At 27.3% G+C, this 19,756-nt stretch carries 15 protein-coding genes and 1 pseudogene; 4 read left to right on the forward strand and 12 right to left on the reverse strand.

The window, feature by feature from the left end:
• From QM495_RS11075 to QM495_RS11105, 7 genes are all read right to left on the reverse strand, one after another.
• The coding region (locus tag QM495_RS11075) for a hypothetical protein (RefSeq protein WP_408672174.1) at positions 1-1,128 on the reverse strand (1,128 nt) is incomplete at its 3' end.
• A gap of 254 nt (positions 1,129-1,382) precedes the next feature.
• Positions 1,383-2,129: a LytR/AlgR family response regulator transcription factor gene (locus QM495_RS11080; RefSeq protein WP_408672175.1), complete on the reverse strand. Its 747-nt coding sequence runs from the start codon at positions 2,127-2,129 to the stop codon at positions 1,383-1,385.
• On the reverse strand, positions 2,119-4,983 hold the full coding sequence (locus QM495_RS11085) for a histidine kinase (protein ID WP_408672176.1): 2,865 nt from the start codon (positions 4,981-4,983) through the stop codon (positions 2,119-2,121). The genes QM495_RS11080 and QM495_RS11085 overlap by 11 nt, the downstream gene beginning before the upstream one ends.
• 223 nt (positions 4,984-5,206) lie before the next feature.
• Positions 5,207-5,641, reverse strand: a complete 435-nt coding sequence (locus tag QM495_RS11090; RefSeq protein ID WP_408672177.1) for a hypothetical protein — start codon at positions 5,639-5,641, stop codon at positions 5,207-5,209.
• A gap of 29 nt (positions 5,642-5,670) precedes the next feature.
• A complete protein-coding gene (locus QM495_RS11095) occupies positions 5,671-6,360 on the reverse strand; it encodes a putative metal-binding motif-containing protein (RefSeq protein WP_408672178.1) in 690 nt (229 codons plus the stop codon).
• A gap of 17 nt (positions 6,361-6,377) precedes the next feature.
• Positions 6,378-7,160 carry a prolipoprotein diacylglyceryl transferase gene (locus QM495_RS11100; protein WP_408672179.1) on the reverse strand — a complete coding sequence of 261 codons (783 nt, stop codon included), beginning with the start codon at positions 7,158-7,160 and terminating at the stop codon, positions 6,378-6,380.
• Between the two features lie 188 nt (positions 7,161-7,348).
• Positions 7,349-9,457: a carboxy terminal-processing peptidase gene (locus QM495_RS11105; RefSeq protein WP_408672188.1), complete on the reverse strand. Its 2,109-nt coding sequence runs from the start codon at positions 9,455-9,457 to the stop codon at positions 7,349-7,351.
• A 251-nt stretch (positions 9,458-9,708) separates the two neighbouring features.
• Here QM495_RS11105 and surE point away from each other — a divergent pair, with 251 nt between their 5' ends.
• From surE to lpxB, 3 genes are read left to right on the forward strand one after another with little or no spacing between them, the layout of a single operon-like run.
• Positions 9,709-10,473 (forward strand): 5'/3'-nucleotidase SurE, encoded by a 765-nt coding sequence (surE, locus tag QM495_RS11110; protein WP_408672180.1) that lies wholly within the window; start codon positions 9,709-9,711, stop codon positions 10,471-10,473.
• A 31-nt stretch (positions 10,474-10,504) separates the two neighbouring features.
• Positions 10,505-10,789, forward strand: coding sequence for a hypothetical protein (locus QM495_RS11115; protein ID WP_408672181.1), 285 nt, complete (start codon positions 10,505-10,507; stop codon positions 10,787-10,789).
• A gap of 4 nt (positions 10,790-10,793) precedes the next feature.
• Entirely contained in the window at positions 10,794-11,897 is a 1,104-nt protein-coding gene (gene lpxB, locus QM495_RS11120; RefSeq protein WP_408672182.1) for a lipid-A-disaccharide synthase, read from the forward strand.
• 53 nt (positions 11,898-11,950) lie between these two features.
• On the opposite strand, the gene QM495_RS11125 is transcribed toward lpxB, so the two are convergent.
• The gene (locus tag QM495_RS11125; RefSeq protein WP_408672183.1) at positions 11,951-12,838 is read right to left on the reverse strand and encodes a hypothetical protein; all 888 of its coding nucleotides are present in this window, start codon (positions 12,836-12,838) and stop codon (positions 11,951-11,953) included.
• Between the two features lie 174 nt (positions 12,839-13,012).
• Here QM495_RS11125 and QM495_RS11130 point away from each other — a divergent pair, with 174 nt between their 5' ends.
• Positions 13,013-15,052, forward strand: coding sequence for a ComEC/Rec2 family competence protein (locus tag QM495_RS11130; RefSeq protein WP_408672184.1), 2,040 nt, complete (start codon positions 13,013-13,015; stop codon positions 15,050-15,052).
• A 10-nt stretch (positions 15,053-15,062) separates the two neighbouring features.
• On the opposite strand, the gene QM495_RS11135 is transcribed toward QM495_RS11130, so the two are convergent.
• From QM495_RS11135 to QM495_RS11150, 4 genes and pseudogenes are all read right to left on the reverse strand, one after another.
• Complete coding sequence (locus QM495_RS11135; protein ID WP_408672185.1) at positions 15,063-15,599, reverse strand: thioredoxin family protein; 537 nt, start codon at positions 15,597-15,599, stop codon at positions 15,063-15,065.
• Positions 15,600-15,694: 95 nt separating this feature from the next.
• Positions 15,695-17,713, reverse strand: coding sequence for a peptide MFS transporter (locus QM495_RS11140; RefSeq protein ID WP_408672186.1), 2,019 nt, complete (start codon positions 17,711-17,713; stop codon positions 15,695-15,697).
• A 73-nt stretch (positions 17,714-17,786) separates the two neighbouring features.
• Complete coding sequence (locus QM495_RS11145) at positions 17,787-19,352, reverse strand: MFS transporter (protein WP_408672187.1); 1,566 nt, start codon at positions 19,350-19,352, stop codon at positions 17,787-17,789.
• A gap of 97 nt (positions 19,353-19,449) precedes the next feature.
• Positions 19,450-19,756 (reverse strand): annotated as a pseudogene (locus QM495_RS11150) (MFS transporter); the annotation flags it as partial.

The raw sequence follows: 19,756 nt of genomic DNA on the forward strand, positions 1-19,756 counted from the left end.
AAAAGATCCTCCATTTTTTAAACATTCTTTTTTAGCTTTTCTTTTTCCTTTTCTTGCTGTATTGTTTCCATCATTTACACTATCCTTAGCTTGACTTCTCTTTAAAGTAATATTAGAGTATGTTGTTCTACCGGGACGTTTTCTTTTAGTTTTACCTGAAGGGTTGCCTTGTTCTATGGTAATATCCATTCCTGGAAGAGGATCTCCTGTAGATCTACCTCTGTTATGTTGCCCGTGAGTTTGGCCGCCAACACCATGTTTTTTAGTGCCAAAGCTATAATTTATACCAATACCAAAATTTGTAGTTTGTAGTTTTATATTTTTTGTTGAAACTTCATAATCTATGGTTGCTGACCCAGTAGCAAATTTTAAATCTTCAGCATCAATAATTCCATTTTTGTTTGTGTCTGCAATTTTACTTTTTGAAATAGTGATTCCATTGGAAAAAGCAGTCATATAATTAGCGGTTGCGTATAAGTTAAAATTAGAACTTAAGTTATAGCCAAATTTTAAACCGGTTGAAAAGTAAGATAAACTAGTGTTTTTATCTGATTTTACTTTTAAAATAGCAATAGGAGTTTCGCCATTAGTATAATTACTTTCAAGATTAATTGATTTAACCGATTGTAAACCTATTTTTGTGGAAAATGTAGCGCTAAAATTACCAAACTGAGCTTTGTACTCTGGTCCAATTCCATAATAGAATTGTTTCCAATTTTGTGTAGTATTAGTTGTAGGTATATCAACAGAGTTTATTGAACTTGAAAAGTTTTTATTTGTTGGGCTTAATATTTGACCTACAGACATACCAATACCAAATTTAGAAAAGTAATAGGCTCCAGACAATTCAAAATAAGTACCATTTTCAGCAAAAGCATTATCACTAAAATTGGAAGAAGGTGTAGAAATTCCTGAAACTAAGCCAATTGTCGCATAATTTCCAATTGAAGAGGCTCTTCCATTTTGTTTTGATTCTTGAGAAATGGTAGTCCATTTGCCAATTGTTACATTTTTTCTAAGACGTTCTGTACTTGTTGAGGAATTAGTATCAGTTTGGGAAATTGTTTTTTCTTGTGAATAACTAGCAATAGTAAATACAAATAAAACAAGAGATATTATTTTTTTCATGGTATGTTTTTTAGTTAGTAAATTTCCTTAATGGTAATTTTAGTGTATATCAACTAAAGCTCTATTTTGTTACCCTTTATTATAAACTTAAGCTCAACTAAAACTGACTTTAGAAAGATTTTTATGTAATATATGTTACAATGTACAATTATTTTTTATATTCAAAACATAAGAGATTAATTTTTAGATAATTAACTGTTAGTGTAGTGATTATGTGTGCTATTTTAAAAAATACTATTTTAGTAACACAGCATTTAGATATTTTTAATTTTCTCTAAAAATGAGGTTCGTTTTGCTTTTGCAATAGGTACTTTATCATTATTAGTCATAATAATATATCCTTCATTTAAATACTCATTCATATAATTTAGGTTTATAAAATGTGATTTATGAACCAAATAAAAATGATGTAAACTTGCTATTTTGCAAAATTTTCCAATACTGTATGAACTTAAAATTGGTTTAGAATTTCCCAAAATTATTTGGGTATATCCATCAATTCCTTCAAAACGAATAATATCAGCTGTTTTAATAAGGCTTAATCCTTTTTGAGTAGGAATTACAATGGTTGAATTTCCATTATTTACCAAATTTTGAAGTAAAAGACGATTTTTTTCTAAAGCACTTTTTTGATTTATATTTTTTAAAGCATTACCAATTGCTAATTGTAACTCATCATTATCAATAGGTTTTATAATGTAGCCAATGGCACAATGTTTTATTGCTTCAATAGCATATTGGTTATAAGCAGTAACAAAGATAATTTCAAAATTAGGATTTTCAATTTTTGAAAGTACATCAAAACCACTTAAAATAGGCATTTCAATATCTATAAAAACTAAATCTGGATGATTTTGATTAATTTCTTGTACTGCTTTTTGTGGGCTTTGAAATTTATGTGTTACCGTTATTTGAGGGAAATATTTTGTAATTTTTAAAGCCAAACTTTCTAATGCATTTTTTTCGTCATCAATAATAATGGCATTTATTTTAGTTTTCATAGTGCTTAAGAGTTAGTTTAACAATTGTTCCAATTGCGTTTTTCAATTCATTTATGGAATAAGTGATATGCCATTCTTTTGATTGATTTAATAGGTTAATTCTATCTTTTAAAATAGAATTAGATTTAGAAATATGTGTTTTAATAGAATTTTCTTTAATTTCTTGTGCTTTTTTTAATCCAATACCATTATCAGAAATTTGAACTATTAATAGGTCTTCATTTTTTGAAAAATCAATTTTTATTAAGCCATTTCCTTTATTATGAAATAATCCGTGATTAACAGCATTTTCAACAATAGGTTGTAATAGCATTGAAGGTATTTTTTGCTCAGCTAGGTTTAAGTTTTTATCAATATTAAATTGAAAATTAAATTGATCACCAAAACGCATTTTTTCAATTTCTAAATAGTTTTTAAGTAATGATATTTCTTGTTCTAAGCTTATAAATTTATTTCTAGAAAAATCAAAAAACTTACGAATTAATCGTGAAAATTTTACTAAATATTTTTCTGATAATTCAATATCATTTTTAGTAATAAAATATTGAATAGCATTTAAAGAGTTAAATACAAAATGAGGATTCATTTGAGAACGAAGTGCATGTAATTCAAACTCTGATAACTGTTTTTGGGTATTTAGTTTTTTTAATTGTTTTTCTAATTCCTTTTTCCTGATAATTAAAATAATTCCAGTTGTTAGTGATAAAAATAATAAGATAAATATAATTTTGGCAATACTAGTTTGGTACCATAATGGTAATATTTGAAAATTTATGTATTTTGTTATTCCATGAGAATTAACACTTAACTTGTATTTATTTGGTGGTAAATCAGTAAAATTTATGTTGTTTGAGGTAGTTGTTATCCAATTTTTTTGAACAGGATTTAATCTATATTGGTAACTAAAATCTTTATTATTTTCATCATAATTAATACTTGAAATAGAAAATGTTGCATTGTTATCATTTTTATACTTAAAAACTGCTTTTTTATTTGTTATTTTATTTTTGTTATAAAAAGCTTTATCTATATAAATGGTTATAAATTGAGAAGTGTTTTTTTGATTTTTTGGTACTATAGCAATACCATTATTTGTACTTACAAAAATTTCATTTTTCTTTATAAGAATATCATTTATAGTGTTTGAAGGTAAGCCATTGCTTATATCCACTTTTTTAGTTAATCTATAGCCTGTTGCCATTTTAATGTACTTAAAAATACCTTCGTTGGTTGCTAACCAAATATTGTTGTTTTCTATATAGGCATTTTCAACCGTTAGAAATTCAGATTTGGGTAATTGTTTAATAATTTTAAGATTTGTAATGTAACTTCCAAAACCATCAGTATTTACTAAAAGTTCTGTGTCTGAAATTTTATTAAGACTTAATATAGATTTATCAAAAATTTGGTTTAAAAAATTAACTTTTTTAATAGTATCATTTTTAAATTCTTTTAATCCATTAGATGTTGCAACAAGCAATTTATTATTAAATACATATAAATAATTACAGCCCGATTGTAAATACTCTTTTTTAATGGCTAAGTTAATTGGATTTATTTTGTTAATTCCAAAAGGAAAAAGGCTGTACAGATTTTTATTAAAGTAAATAAATTGATAACCTTGCGAGTTTTGTAATGATTCTAATTTTTGATAATCAATAGTTTTTAAATGATTATTTTTAAGTGTAGTAATTTTATATTCTGAAGGGAAAAAAGAAGTGTTTAATTCTTTAATTTCTGTGGCTTTAAAAAGAAAGTTTTTAACCTTTAAAAATGGCTCAAAATCTTTTTTTAAATAGTTATATTTATAATAACCCTTATTAAATACATTAATAAAAATAGTATTATTTATAACACTAAATTTTCCTGTATTTTCATTTGTTAATTTATAATCTATATCTAGTTTTACACGAGGAAACTTGTAAACGCCATTAGAAAAAGTTGCTAACCAAACCGTTTTATTTTTATCTATAAGTGCAAAATGAGCGTTAATTTCTTTAGGAAAAAAATAAGGCTTTTTAATATGAAATTTTTTATCTAAAAAACCCACAAAACTAGTTCCTGTTATTTGAATTTGATTATTAACTATATTAATTCTAGCATGTTTTACTTTTTCTAATCCAATTTCATTTTTATAACTTGAATGTGAAATTTTTAAATTGTTTAAATTAAGAATTAAGTAATTTTTTTCTGAAACCCAGCAGTACAAAGAATCATTTAATTGTTTCCTTTTCGCCAATTTTATAAAAAAAGGTTTAACAAAAATCTTTTTAATTATCAAGTTTCTTACCCCAATAATTTTTAAAGTATCTTGAAGTATATTAGTTGTTAAGTAGTTAACTTTAGCATGAAATATTTTAATTCTATCAACATTTTCTTCTCCCACATGATCATTCTTAAAAATTTTAACCCACTTTCCGTTTTTTAATTCAAAAGTATTGGTTGGTCCTGTTGGATATATGTTGTTTCCTATTTGACTTGAAAAAATAGGATTTATTATTTCATCTTTATTAAAATTTTGGAATGAATATACACTGTCATTTTCTATATATCCTAATTTATTAGATTTTGATAAATACCAAACTTTAGTATCTGGCGTTGTAAAACCTTCCCAAGCATCGTTGTTGGGTAGTCCTTGTTTGGTTGTAAAAGTTTTAAAATCTTTACCGTTGTATTTTACCATTCCTTTATCGGTTAAAAACCAAATAAAATCGTTAACATCTTGTAAAATAGTATAAATATGATTACTTGGTAAACCATCTTTTACCGTATAATTAGTGTATTGTTGAGCAAATGAAAAACTCCATATTAAAATAGAAATAATTGTTAAAATATGGAGTTTTATGCTTTTCAACTGGCAAGTTTAATTAATTTTTATTGATGAACTCTGTTAGCATTATTTTTTTAAAATAATCAACTTTTGATTTTGGTAAATTTACAATTTTTATCATTGTTTTTTATTTCAAAGTTATTTCCCTTTTTGAGTTTTAAAATTTATGCTATTGTATTAGCAAATAAGCTTTAATGAATGTGAAATTTTATTTTTTATAATGCTATTATAATAAAACCTACTTTGTTTAAGGATTTACACTGTCAATAACCACACAATATTCTGCTTCAACATTATTTGCTGCTACATCATATCTAAATTCTTCGCCCACTTGAGTTCCAGCTCTTTGACAGGTGACTGTAACCGGATATGTTGTGCCATTAACAATAATATTTATATTTTCAGTTGCTCCTACAGTAACAGCATTTGTTGTAAATACTACAAAAGGATTTCCTCCATAAATTTCCACTGCAGGAATTCCTGGCCCGCCATTATTAGGAAAAAAATCAGTGGTTAGGTCAGCTTCTGGTATTAATGTTTGTGTGTTGTTGCCAGTATCTAAAAAGGTTAAACCTTCATAATTACATTGCGTATCATTTGGTGATGGATTATTGTCATTATCACAACTAAATAATGATAATGTAATAACGAGTATACTTACTATTTTAAATATTGTTTTCATGATTTTTGTTTTTATTTATCTGTTTATTTTTAGTTAATTTCATCAATAGCACCATTGCAGTTGTTATCAATATCATCCATTAATTCTTTAGTAAAAGGATGTATTTCAGCATTGCTGTCATCACAATCTAAATTATTAGTTACGCCTTGTGCAGCAGTAAATTGTTGAGATCCATAACCATCTCCATCAGCATCAATATAGCGTTCAACAATATCTGTATCTCCATCGCAATTATCATCTATGCCATTTTCAGGAATTTCATCTGCTAAAGGATTAATAGCATCATTATCATCATTACAATCACCAGCATACCAAGAATAGCCGTTTGGAGCATCACTATCATAATTATCAATTTCTATAATTGTTGGGCTGTTAGGATTTCCAAAACCGTCATTATCTTTATCTGCATAAAAAGTAATGGCAATTTTACCATTGCAATCCTCATCAATTAAATTATCAGGTATTTCTGTTGCACCTGGATGCACATCTGCATTGGTATCGTCACAATCTGTATTGTCTCTTACATAGTTTGCAGGTGCATTGTTATCGGTTTCCCAAACAGAATTTTCAAATGAATCTCCAAACCCATCTTGATCTATATCAGGCCACCAATCGTATGCATAATCATTTGGATTTCCACCACAAGCAGGTCCAATAATAAATACTGCTACTACTAATAATGTTAATGGAATTCCGATGTTTAAAAGTCTTTTTTTCATTTTTATTTATTTTAAGATTAATTTATTTTTCGTTTTAATTTTAGATAGAAGTAAGAAGCACCTATTAACATAAGTAATGCAATAAATTGAGAATGAGATATATAATTGTCTATAATGTACCCTCTTTTATCGCCTCTAAATAGTTCTAAAATAGCTCTGCTAATTGCATAAAAGCTGATGTATAGTAAAAATAGTTGTCCGCTAAATTGTTGACGTTTTTTTATGACAAATAATATAAGTAGTATTATAATTAAAGTAACGGCTTCATATAATTGTGTAGGATGTACAGCAATGTTATGCGTTGTTGGAAATATCATTCCAAAACTACTATTTGTAGGTGCACCATAACAGCAACCTGCATTAAAGCAACCAATTCTACCAATTGAATGCACAATTAATGTAGTAATAGCTAAAATATCTAACATTGGTAATACGGCTATTTTGTGCTTTTTTAAATACCAAATTACAATGGGGATGATGGTTATAAATGAACCATAAAATACAAATCCACCTGAAAAATTATCTAATAGTAAATTTGGATTGTTCCAATAATAGCTCGGTTTTTCCAAATAGAAGAATAGTTTGCCACCCACAAAACCAGCGATAAAAATTAGATAGAAAAAAGAGTTAGGTAATTCAATAATTCCTAAGTCTTTTTTCGCTCTCCATTTGGTGTATAAAGAGGCAATTAAAGTTCCTAAAACAATGCAAAAGGCATAAGTGTAAATGGTAATCTGTTGGGTGTTAAATATACCAGATAAAAAATCAGGAAGTTGAAATGTAAATAGTTGTGGGTACATATAGGTTTCTGAAATTTATTCAAACCTACTCGATATTATAGTTATTTAAAATAGCCATTTGTTAAAATAGCTATTTGGTTAGATGAAATGGAGGTCATTTGAAGGTAATAATTTTATTTTAAATCACTTGCATAAAAAAATCCATATCATTTTAAAATGATATGGATTTTTTAAAATTTTAAAAAATATTAGTTTTTAACTAAATGATATTGTGTTTTAATTTTTAATTCACTTAATACATTTAAAGCTTCCTCAACATATAAATCTTTTTTTAAGTTTTTATGCCAAGCTTTTCTTTTTTCTGCTAAATCATTATTATTAGCTATTAAATCTTTTTCGTAAATAGGAGAGGTAAAGGATAAATTATTCTCATAATCTCTTATTACATCATATTTTAATGATTCTTTTTTATGGTATTCTAAATCATTTTTATAGGCATCATAATTTAAATAGATGAGTGTGTCGTCTTGAGATTTTTTCAACCATTTTGCATTTTTATTAATTAATTTAAAATAATTATTATTAGCAATTCGCTTTTTACTATTATTGATAGCTTCATTAAAATTTTCGTAATTATTCCAAAGAGCGTAATTAGCTTGAGGTACTTTGTCAAATTTCAAAGGATTTTCTAAATCTCGTTCACCAATATTCATATATGTATATCTGTCTGGTAGCATAATATCAGAATAAACACCTTCCAATTGTGTAGAACCGCCATTTATTCGATAAAACTTTTGAATGGTCATTTTTAATGCACCAATATCTTCTTTTAAATTATGGTATTTATTTAGATCGAGCACACTTTGAACAGTCCCTTTTCCATACGTTTGTTTGCCACCAATAATTACGGCTCTTCCATAATCTTGCATTGCAGCAGCAAAAATTTCTGAGGCTGAAGCCGATAATTCATTTACCAATACAACCAATGGTTTATTCCATTGAATTCTAGCATCTACATCTCTTTTTACATCAGCATTTCTATCTCTATATTTTACTTGAACTATTGGACCTTTATTAATAAATAATCCAGAAATTTCAATAGCAGTTTGCAAAGATCCACCACCATTATTTCTTAAATCTAACACTAGGCCTTCAACATTTTCTTTTTTGAGTCGTTCAATTTCTTTAGCCATATCTGTTGCTGAATTTCTAAAGTTTTTCTCATCAAAATCAATATAAAATTTAGGTAAGTTTATAACTCCAAAAGTTCTATTATCTTTTTTTACAATAGTTGATTTTACAAATGTTTCATCTAATTCAACAACATCTCTAATAATTGAAATTACTTTGGTTGTACCATCAATTTTTTTAACAGTTAATCTAACTTCAGTTCCTTTTTTACCTTTAATATATTCTATGGCATCATCTAAGCGCATACCAACTAAATCTGTAGGTTCATCACTTCCTTGTCCAGCTTTTAAAATTAAATCTCCAACCTCTAATTCTCCTTGTTTCCAAGCAGGTCCTCCAGAAATTAGTTCACTTACTTTGGTATAATCATTTTTCTTCTGAAGTCGAGCACCAATACCTTCTAATTTTCCAGCCATTGAAATATCAAAGCGTTTTTTTACACTAGGATCAAAATAAGTTGTGTGAGGATCAAATTGTTCTGTAATACTATTAATATAAGTAGAAAACCAATCTGAATAAGTTAATTCTTGGATACGTTGAAGAGATTCGTTCATATTTGTTAAGGTAGATTCTCTAGCTTCTTTTTCAAGTTCATTGAACGATTTTACGGTATAATTTTTAGTTTCTTTTTTCTTATCCTCTTCAGTAATTATTTTGTCGCTTAAACGAGATAAGGTAGAAAATTTAAGTTGTTTGTGCCAAATTAGTAATTTTTCAGCTCTATTTTTTGGATAGGGTGTTTTTTTATAATCAACATCATATGTTTCATCTTTAGTGAAATCAAATGTTTCACCTAAAATAGTAGTGTAGAGCAATTTAGATTCTTTAATACGGAGGCTTAGTCTATCATAAACTAAAAAGAAGAAAGATAAATCTTCAGTGTTAATTTGATCATCAATTTTTGTTCGATACTTTGAAAATTCATCAATATCAGACTGTAAAAAGTAACGTTTAGAAGGATCCAAACTTTCTAAAAAGCTATTATAAACTTTTTCAGAAAATGCATCGTCAATTTTTTGTGGTTGATAGTGTCCTTGAGTTAAAACATATTTTAGGATTGTTAATAGTGCTTTATCTTTTGGATTTGTAGTTGCTTTAGTTTGAAAACTTACTAACAAACTAACAGCAAAAATAAGAGGTAATAAAAATTTGAATTTTCTAATCATCATCTGTCTAAATGTTTTAGTTCTTGTAACCACTAAAATAGTGCCAAAATTTTAGTTGAGTATCTAATTTAACTTTTTTTTATAGATTCATTTAAAAATTTCTAAAATCTTTAAATTATTTAAATTTTTTTAGAAGAATTTATGAGTACAATTATACCAAATAATTAGCTTAAGTTTCTTTACAAAATGTTAAAGTTTAAATTCATAAAACCAAATAAAATATAGTAGCTTTGTTGTTTAATTTTTAAAATATGAATAAAAAACCATTAATTTTAGTTAGTAATGATGACGGAATTACGGCACCAGGTATAAGAGCTTTAATTTCTGTTATGAATGAGTTGGGAGATGTTGTTGTAATAGCACCAGATAGACCGCAAAGTGGAATGGGACATGCAGTTACTATTAATGAAACATTGTATTGTAATGAAATTAAAGTAGATGATGGTCCTCAACGAGAATATAAATCTTCAGGTACACCAGCCGATTGTGTAAAATTAGCAGTGAGTGAAATTTTAGATAGAAAACCAGATTTATGTGTTTCTGGAATTAACCACGGTTCAAATTCTTCTATAAATGTTATTTATTCTGGAACTATGAGCGCAGCTGTTGAAGCTGGTGTTGAAGGTATACCAGCTATTGGATTTTCGTTGTTAGATTATTCTTGGGATGCCAATTTTGAACCGTTAAAAGAATATATCAAAAAAATAGCATCTAATGTTTTAGAAAATGGACTTCCAGATGGTGTTGTTTTGAATGTGAATTTTCCAAAAAGTGATACATTTAAAGGAATTAAAATATGTAGGCAAGCACGAGCAAATTGGGTGGAAGAATTTGATAAACGTATAAATCCACAAGGAAAAGAATATTATTGGTTAACGGGTAAGTTTGTAAATATGGATAAAGGAGAAGATACTGATGAATGGGCGTTGGCAAATAATTATATTTCTATGGTGCCTGTTCAGTTTGATTTAACAGCACATCATTTTATACAGAAATTAAACAATTGGAATTTGTAATTTAGTAAATCAATAAAAACTATTTGTAAGTATGATAAAAGAAATGCTAATTGGTTTTGTAGCGGCATTAATTGCCACTTCTTTTGGGTGCTTTATTTTTATTGAATATTATTCTAATTATGGTTTTAATAAAAGTATAGAGCTAATATTTGAAGGTGATTTACAAGGAAAGGTATTAGTTTTAGGTGCGGTCGCAAACTTTTTTGTATTTTTTATTTTTCTTAAAAAGAATCAAATTTACAGAGCAAGAGGTGTTTTGTTTGAAACCATTTTAATTGCATTAATCGTTTTATTTTTAACAATATTTTCAAAGTAAACAAATGAAGTATTACATTATTTCTGGTGAAGCATCAGGCGATTTGCACGGTTCCAATTTAATGAAAGCATTAATAGAAAAAGATTCTAAAGCAGAAATTAGATTTTGGGGAGGTGATTTAATGCAACAAGTTGGAGGAACTTTGGTGAAGCATTATCGCGAGTTAGCTTTTATGGGTTTTGCTGAAGTTGTTATGAATCTTCGTACAATTTTTAAAAATATAAAAATTTGCAAAGAAGATATTTTAAATTTTAAACCAGACGTTTTAATTTTAATTGACTATCCCGGTTTTAATATGCGAATTGCTGAATTTGCAAAAAAACAAGGAATTAAGGTGCACTATTATATTTCACCCCAAATTTGGGCTTGGAAAGAAAATCGTATTAAAAAAATTAAAAGAGATGTAGATGAAATGTCGGTAATTTTACCTTTTGAAAAAGATTTTTATGAACAAAAACATCATTTTCCAGTACGTTTTGTTGGTCATCCACTAATTGATGCTATTTCCAATAGAACTCAAATTGATGATACATTATTCAGAAAAAAAAATAAACTAAGCAAGAAACCAATTATTGCTTTATTGCCAGGAAGTAGAAAACAAGAAATAAAAAAAATGCTTTCTATAATGTTACAAATGGCTGATAAATTTAAAGCATATCAATTTGTAATTGCAGGAGCTCCAAGTCAAGATTTTGAATTTTACCAACAATTTATTAATAAGGAAAATGTAAAATTTATTAGTAATAAAACGTACGATTTATTATCCGTTTCTTATGCTGCAATTGTTACTTCAGGTACAGCCACATTAGAGGCCGCATTGTTTAAAGTGCCAGAAATAGTTTGCTATAAAACAAGTTGGATTTCATACCAAATAGGAAAACGATTGATAAAATTAAAGTTTATTTCTTTGGTGAATTTAATTATGGATAAAGAAGTAGTTAAAGAATTAATACAAGATGAATTTAATGAAACTTCTTTAGAGTTTGAGTTAATCAAAATTTTAGAAGATAAAAACAGAAAACGACTCTTTGAAGATTACTTTGAATTAGAAAAAAAATTAGGTGGCAAAGGAGCTTCAAAAAAAGTTGCAGAACTTATTGTAAAATAAAAAGCTGAAACAATTATTGTTTCAGCTTTTTTGTAAAATTACCTCGTAAGGTATTATTTGCAAAGACCTTCAAGTGTATCTTCAATATCTCCAGGAGTACTCATAATTCTCATAAAAGTTCCCATGGTTAATTCTGGCCAATGTAATGCAATTCTATATTTTCCATGAAGCATAGTTGCAGTTTTACCTTGTAAAATTATTTCGTAAGGTAATGCAGCAACGTGATCTTCACCAATTTTTGGTAAAAAAACAGATTCTCCATCTTCTTTACTTTGTAATCCAACTCCAAAAACTGCTACTTTTTCATTTTGGTACACTATTTCATATACTTGAACAGTTTGCCCTTTTTTAGCTTTTAAATTATTTTCAATAGTTTTTAATCCTTCTTCAAAAGATGCATATTCATTAAGTTCAATAGGGTCACTAAAATAAGGCATCATTATTTTATAATGATATTTTTTTAATTTATCGGCTTTTATAGTTCCACCAAAAGGAATAAATGCATTTCCAATTGTTGAAAAAGTAGATTTTAAATCAGTACTAAATTTTTCAAAAGTTCCTTTAAATGTATTGTAGTTATCACCTAAATATGCTCTTAAAAAATAGTCGGGATTTGTATAAGAAATTACAATTTTTCCATCTTTTTGAATTAAACCAACTTTAAAGGCAGCCGCAAGAGCTCCTCTATCATTTATTTTAACTACGGTGTTTTTTAAATCGGTTCTTGTAAAAGCAATTACTTTTAAAGTACTCTTGTTTGAAGGGTTGTAAGTACCTAAAACTATGAATGAATTTTCTTTTAAAGTACTAATTACCTTATCTGAAACTTGTTGCATACTTTCGCTACTTTCACCAATTTTTATATATGGTGCAATGTTTTGTCCAAATGAATTAAATGTTATTATTAAAATTGCTATACTACTAATAATTAGTTTTCTCATGATTTTAAATTTAATTATTTATCAAAAGTAGCACATAATGAATATGTTTTTAATGATATTAATCAGTCTATGTAATAATTGTTTCAACATTATTATTGTAAAATGACTATAGAAGAAATTTGTGTTCTTTTAAAGAAATTATAAATGAATAATATTTTGTAGCTTTATCAAGCTATGAAACAGTTTTTAAAGTTTGTACCTGTACAACTTACTTTTTTTTTAATAATTGGAATTATTATTGGAAAACACTTTTATTTTCAACCAATTTTGTTAGTTTTAATTGTAAGTTTTTTAATGTTATTTCTTTCAATAGCATATTTTAAAGCTAAAAAACAATTTCAATCTTCATTAGTTTTCACGTTGTTATTTTTCTTAATATCATTTTTTATAGGAGTAAGTTCAATTACCTATAAAAACCAATTAAATAGGCAAGAACATTATTCTAATTGTTCTGAATTTAAACTCAATAAACAGGTTTCTATTTTAATTAAAATCCAAAAAGTTTTAAAGTCAAATTTATATTATAATAAATATGAAGCCGAGGTTTTACAGTTAAATAATAAAAAAAGTATAGGCAAAATACTTGTTAATATTAAAAAAGATAGTATTCAAAAATCATTAAAAGTTGATGATAATTTAGTTGTTAAAACACAATTTAAAACTATAAATAAACCTTTAAATCCTTTTGGATTTAATTATAAAAAGTATTTACAAAACCAACAAATTTATCATCAAATTAACCTTAATAAAAGTCAATTTTTAATTATTGAGAATACTAAAATTACCATAAAAGGTATTTCATCAAAAATCAGAAGCAAAATAAACCAAGCATTAAAGAATAATGGTTTTAAAAATGATGAATTAGCAGTAATTAATGCATTATTATTAGGGCAAAGAAATTCAATAACTAATAATTTATTAGAAAGTTATGTAGGCGCAGGCGCTGTTCATATTTTAGCAGTTTCCGGATTGCACGTTGGTATTATTTTATTATTGTTAACAGTTTTTTTTAAACCACTTCATAACTTTAAAAACGGAAAATTAATTGCTGTAATTTTTATTGTTTGTTTATTATGGGTTTATGCAATTATAGCTGGTTTGTCCGCATCAGTTGTGAGAGCAGTAACAATGTTTACAGCGCTAACCATAGGAATGCAATTAATTCAGCGTTCAAACATTTATAATACCTTAATAATTTCCATGTTTTTTTTGTTACTGTTTCATCCTTTTTATTTGTTTGAAGTAGGTTTTCAATTAAGTTATTTGGCGGTTTTTTCAATAGTTTGGATCCAGCCTAAATTGTATAACTTATGGAATCCTAAATTTTGGTTGCTCACAAAATTTTGGCAATTATTAACAGTTTCATTGGCAGCACAATTAGGTGTTTTACCTTTAAGTTTATTTTATTTTCATCAGTTTCCGGGGTTGTTTTTCTTATCTAATTTGGTGATTATTCCATTTTTAGGAATTATTTTAATTGCTGGAATTTTTGTTATTACACTTGCAATGTTTGATATTTTGCCTGCTTTTTTTGGGGAGGCATATATTCTAATTATTCAGCAAATGAATACGTTTGTAGATTGGATTTCCAATCAAGAGTCTTTTTTAATTGAGAATATTTCATTTTCATTATTTTTAATGTTGGCGGTTTACCTATTTATATTTACAAGTTTAAAATGGGTTGAAAAGAAATTATTTTATCGTTTCATAATAGCTCTAATTTCATTTGTACTTATTCAATCTGTCTTTATTTTTGAAAAATATAAGATGCAAACTACTAATGAGTTTATTGTTTTTAATAAAAGTAAATCAAGTATTATAGCCGAAAAAGTAGGAGATAGTTTATTGCTGAATTTACCAGATTCTTTATTATTAAACGGTTATATTTTAAAATCATATTTGATTGGCACTGGTTTATCAAAAAAATATCAAGACCATAGGAATAAAAATTTATTCAAATTTAAAAATGAAGTTATTTTAGTTGTGGATAGTTTAGGTTTTTATCAATTTAAAACAATGAAACCTTCAATGGTAATTATAGAAAATTCTCCAAAAATTAATATTGATAGATTATTAAAAATGCTTCAACCAAAAATAATAATTGCTGATGGTTCAAACTATAAAAATTCTGTTGCTAGATGGAAGCAGACCTGTATACAAAATAAAACTCCTTTTTACAGTACCACGCAAAAAGGAGCTTTTATCTTAAAATAAGATAATTTAATTAACTTTTAAATTCACCTTTAAAAGTTGAAGAATAACTATCCCAAGATTCTTTGGTAATATTTTTTACATTTGTAGCTTCAAAATACTTTAAGAAAAGTTCTAATTGGCTTGGTGTTTTGTAACCAGTAATAGGAGCAATTAAATTGGCTTCTTCGTCTAAAAACAGCAAGGTTGGATACGCTCTAATTCCAAAAATCCTAGATAATTGGTGAGAACTATTTCTACCTGAAGTATTTGGGTTAAAATTAGGATTTGTGTACGTTACTCCTTTAAAATTTATAGTTTCATTTCCTTCTGCATTAAACTTTACTGCGTAGTAATTTTCATTAACATATTCAACTACATCTTTATTGTGAAACGTATTTTTATCTAACATTTTACAAGGTCCACACCAAATAGTAAAGGCATCAACAAATATTTTTTTAGGCGTTGTTTTTTGAGCTTCAACAGCTTGTTCTAGTGTTATCCAATTTATCTCTTGAGCGGTAATTGATAAACTAAATAAGGCTAGGGCTAAGACTATTATTTTTTTCATTTTTAAGATTTTCTAATTAAAATTATATGTATATTTTCATTTTTTTGACGCAAATATGTTGCCAAAATTACAAAGATCTAATTAATAAGTGCAAATTATTTTACGCCATGCATCAATTTTTTTAGCACAGGAGTTAATAATAACGCAATTACACCAATAATTATTGGTACAAATGTAAATATTAAAAAGAAAGTTGAAATATCGTATTTATTAGTTATATCATCAATCATAGAACCCATTTTTCCAGATGTTTTATTCCCAATGGCTAATGCTAAATACCAAACTCCAAACATAAAAGCAATCATTCTTGGAGGAACTAATTTGCTTACATAAGAAAGACCAACTGGTGATACACAAAGTTCGCCTAACGTATGAAATAAGTAGGCGAGAATTAGCCAAATAATACTTACGGAAGCTGTTTTTGCTCCTTGAGGAATTCCTGTTGCGCCATAAGCTAAAAAGGCAAAGCCAATAGCTAAGAAAAACAATCCAATAGCATATTTTGAAGCCGGATTAGGGTTGTATTTACTTTCCCACCATTTTGAAAATAGCGGTGCAAATGCAATGATAAATAATGAATTTAAAATTAAAAACCATGTTGCAGGTATTTGAATTTCATTCTCTTTCTTTTGTGTTACCGTAGCAGTGATATTTGTTGTGATTGCCGCCGCTTGCTCATTAGATAATGGTTTGAAATTTACTCCTTTTTTATCAATATCAATAATAGCTAAATGATCATTTTTAGAATATTCAGTTGAAGATCTAATTACGGATATACTTTCACCTAAAACCGCATTTTCTGGAACAGTAGTTTCAGCAGTAATTGCATAATTTTTTATGGTTCCATCAACTGTAGTTACTTGGTAAGTTGGATAAGAGATTTCGTAAGAAAATGTGTTAAAATTGTTATTTATTTTCCAAATAACTAATCCCCAAATAATTAGAAAGCTAAATCCTAATATTAAGTTTGAAATAAAATATTTTTTAAATGTTTGTTTAAAAAATAAGAATAAAACCCATGTAATTATTGCAATAGGAACCACGGTAATGATAACATCAACTATATTGAAAATTAAGGCAGAATTTCCAGATAAGATTCTACTTGTATAATCTTTTGCGAAAATACTCATGGAACCACCTGCTTGTTCAAATGAAGCCCAAAAGAAAATAATAAAAAAGGCAAAAATTACAACAGCAATCATTTTATCTCTTGTAATTGGACTATATCTTATGATTCTTGAAATAATTAAATATAAAAATAAAATTAAAGTGACAATAATTGTTTGTCCAGAATAGTCAGTTCCTGCAAATTCTAAAAAATTCACTTTACCAATTTTGGATAAAGGGTCATTAATAACCCAAGTTAAACCTGAAATTGCAACTATAATTATTAAAATTTTATCAACTAAAGTAAACGGATTTAATTTGTCTTCAATTTTAGTATGGTCGTCAGTTTCAATAGTTTTGTCTACTTTATTTGGTTTTTTACCTACTTCTCCAAAAATATTTTGTGCGAATAAAAATTGTAATAAACCTAGTAACATAAAAATACCAGCCAAGCCAAATCCCCAACTCCAACCAAGAATTTCACCCATATAACCACAAAGCATAATCCCTAAAAATGCTCCTGCATTTACACCCATATAAAAAATGGTATAAGCGCCGTCTTTTTTCTCTGGTACATCTTGATATAAGATTGAAATAAATGAACTCATATTAGGTTTGAAAAAACCTGTTCCAATTACTAATAAGCCTAATCCTAAATACAAGAAAAACGGGTTAGATTCTACAGCCATACTTGCATGACCTAAAGCCATAATTAATGCGCCAATAATAATAGCTCGTCTGTTTCCTAAATATTTATCGGCTAACGTTCCTCCAATAATAGGCGTTAAGTATAATAGTGCCAAATAAGTTCCATATAATGCTAAGGCGTTTTCACGAGGCCAATCCCAGCCGCCAATTCCCAAAGCACTCACTAAAAATAATACTAATAAAGCACGCATTCCATAAAACGAAAAACGTTCCCACATTTCAGTAAAAAATAATACAAAAAGCCCTGAAGGATGACCTAAAACTTGTGTTTTAAAAAATTCGTTTCTTGATGTATTCATAATTAAGTTTACTGTTTTTTGTTTAAAAAACACCTCTAATAAAAGAAGTGCTTTTTTAAAATTTAAAAGGAGCTTATGTTTTTAACCTATCTAATCTTTTAACATAAACTTTATCATAAAAAATTAATGATAAAAAAGTTAGGATACCAATACCTACAAAAACCCATAATATTTCATTTGGATGGTAAGTATCCCATAGGTGTTGTGTGAAATCAGCAGCATTCATATTTACTTTTTCTGCTACTTGTGCTATATAATCATTCTTTGTAATATCAATTGCAACATCTTTAAGTATGTTACCTGTTTCATCTACTGCTTTGAAACCTGTTTTTGTATAAATGACCAATTGATTATTTTTATCAATGATATCAATTCCTTGAGCTATTGCTTCATTTTGAGCTAAAGAAATTTTAGCTGACATTTTTCCATAAACACTACCTGAAATCCAACCGGCAATTACATTTCCAACAAAAACAGGTAAAAAATAGGTTCCCATATAGAGAGCCTCTTTTCCTTTAGGTGATATTTCAGCTATATACGCTGAAAATTTAGGATTTGCAGTCATTTCTCCAATTGCAAAAATAACAATTCCTAAAATAATAAATAAGCCATCTCTAAAATAGAAAGCTAAGCCAATACCTACAGAAACAATAATAAAACCAATAATCATAGCATTAATTGGTTTCCATTTAATAATAATATAAGAAATTAATATTTGAAATATAATAATTGCAAAAGCATCAAGATTAATTAATAATTCAGGTTTTGCAACTGCTTCTTGAGCATCTCCAATTAAAGAAGCCAGTATTGGTGAGAAATCATTAATAGTGTTGAAAAGCTTACTAGTATCTACCCAATCTGCAATGTATTTTGGTAATGTATAAAATAATTGGTTAAACAATGTCCAAAATCCTATCATAATAACTAATAGAATTGTTAATCGTGAATCCTTTAGAGCCTCCCATATATTACTAAAAGATTGTTTAATTGTTTCATTTAAACTTTGTTTCGTTTCATTTATATCATTCTTTTCTTCTTTAAAAACTAACAATACAAATAATAGATTTATTATAACAGCTATTACTGCAATGTTAAATGCTATTTGCCAATTTGATTCACCTCTCATTTTACCAACAATAAAAGGGCCTATCCATCCTCCAACATTTACCATCATATAAAAAATTCCAAATCCCATTGAAGAATTACTCTTGTCAGTATTTCTTGTAACAATTGCAGATGCTACGGGTTTAAACATTGCAGCACCCAGTGCTAAGAACATAAATACAGCAAAAAAGCCCCAGTAAGAGTCAACATATCCTAATGCAAAGTACCCAATTGCAAGTATTGTATATGCTATAATTAAACTTTTTTTATAGCCAATTTTATCGGCTATTGCACCTGTTATTAATGGTAAAAAATAAAGTGTACCAGTTACAAACCCAATTATTGCACCACCTTGGTCATCTGTAAATCCTAACCCATTAATATCTTTTGAAGCTACTAAATACATGGCTAAAATGGCAAACATACCATACCAAGCAACTCTTTCAAAAAGTTCCATAATACTAGCCACCCAAAATGGTTTTGGAAAGGATTTCATTAATCCAATAAAGCCTAAATTTTTATTTTCTGTATTCATTTTATTGATTTTAATTGATGATATTTATTATATATAAAAAGCTCAAGTAACTTAATTACTTGAGCTTTTTATATGAAAATTAATTTGTGTGCATATTTTAGTGAATTCCTTTCATTGCTTTGTTTAACAAAGGAGAAATTAAAACAGTAATAACTCCAATAATAATCATCACCCACATAATAAATGGGTATAATGGATAATCAAACTTTTTAAGAATTCCTTCCAGCATTCCTGCCATAAAGTTTCCGGCAGCAAAACTTGCCATCCATAATCCCATTACAACTGAAACTAATTTAGGAGGGGCTAATTTGGTAATCATTGATAAACCAATAGGCGAAAGCATTAGTTCACCTAAAGTTAGTAGAACATATACTGAAACCAACCACCAAGGTGAAATTTTAATA

It is taken from the genome of Lutibacter sp., assembly GCF_046055765.1.
Lineage (GTDB): Bacteria > Bacteroidota > Bacteroidia > Flavobacteriales > Flavobacteriaceae > Lutibacter.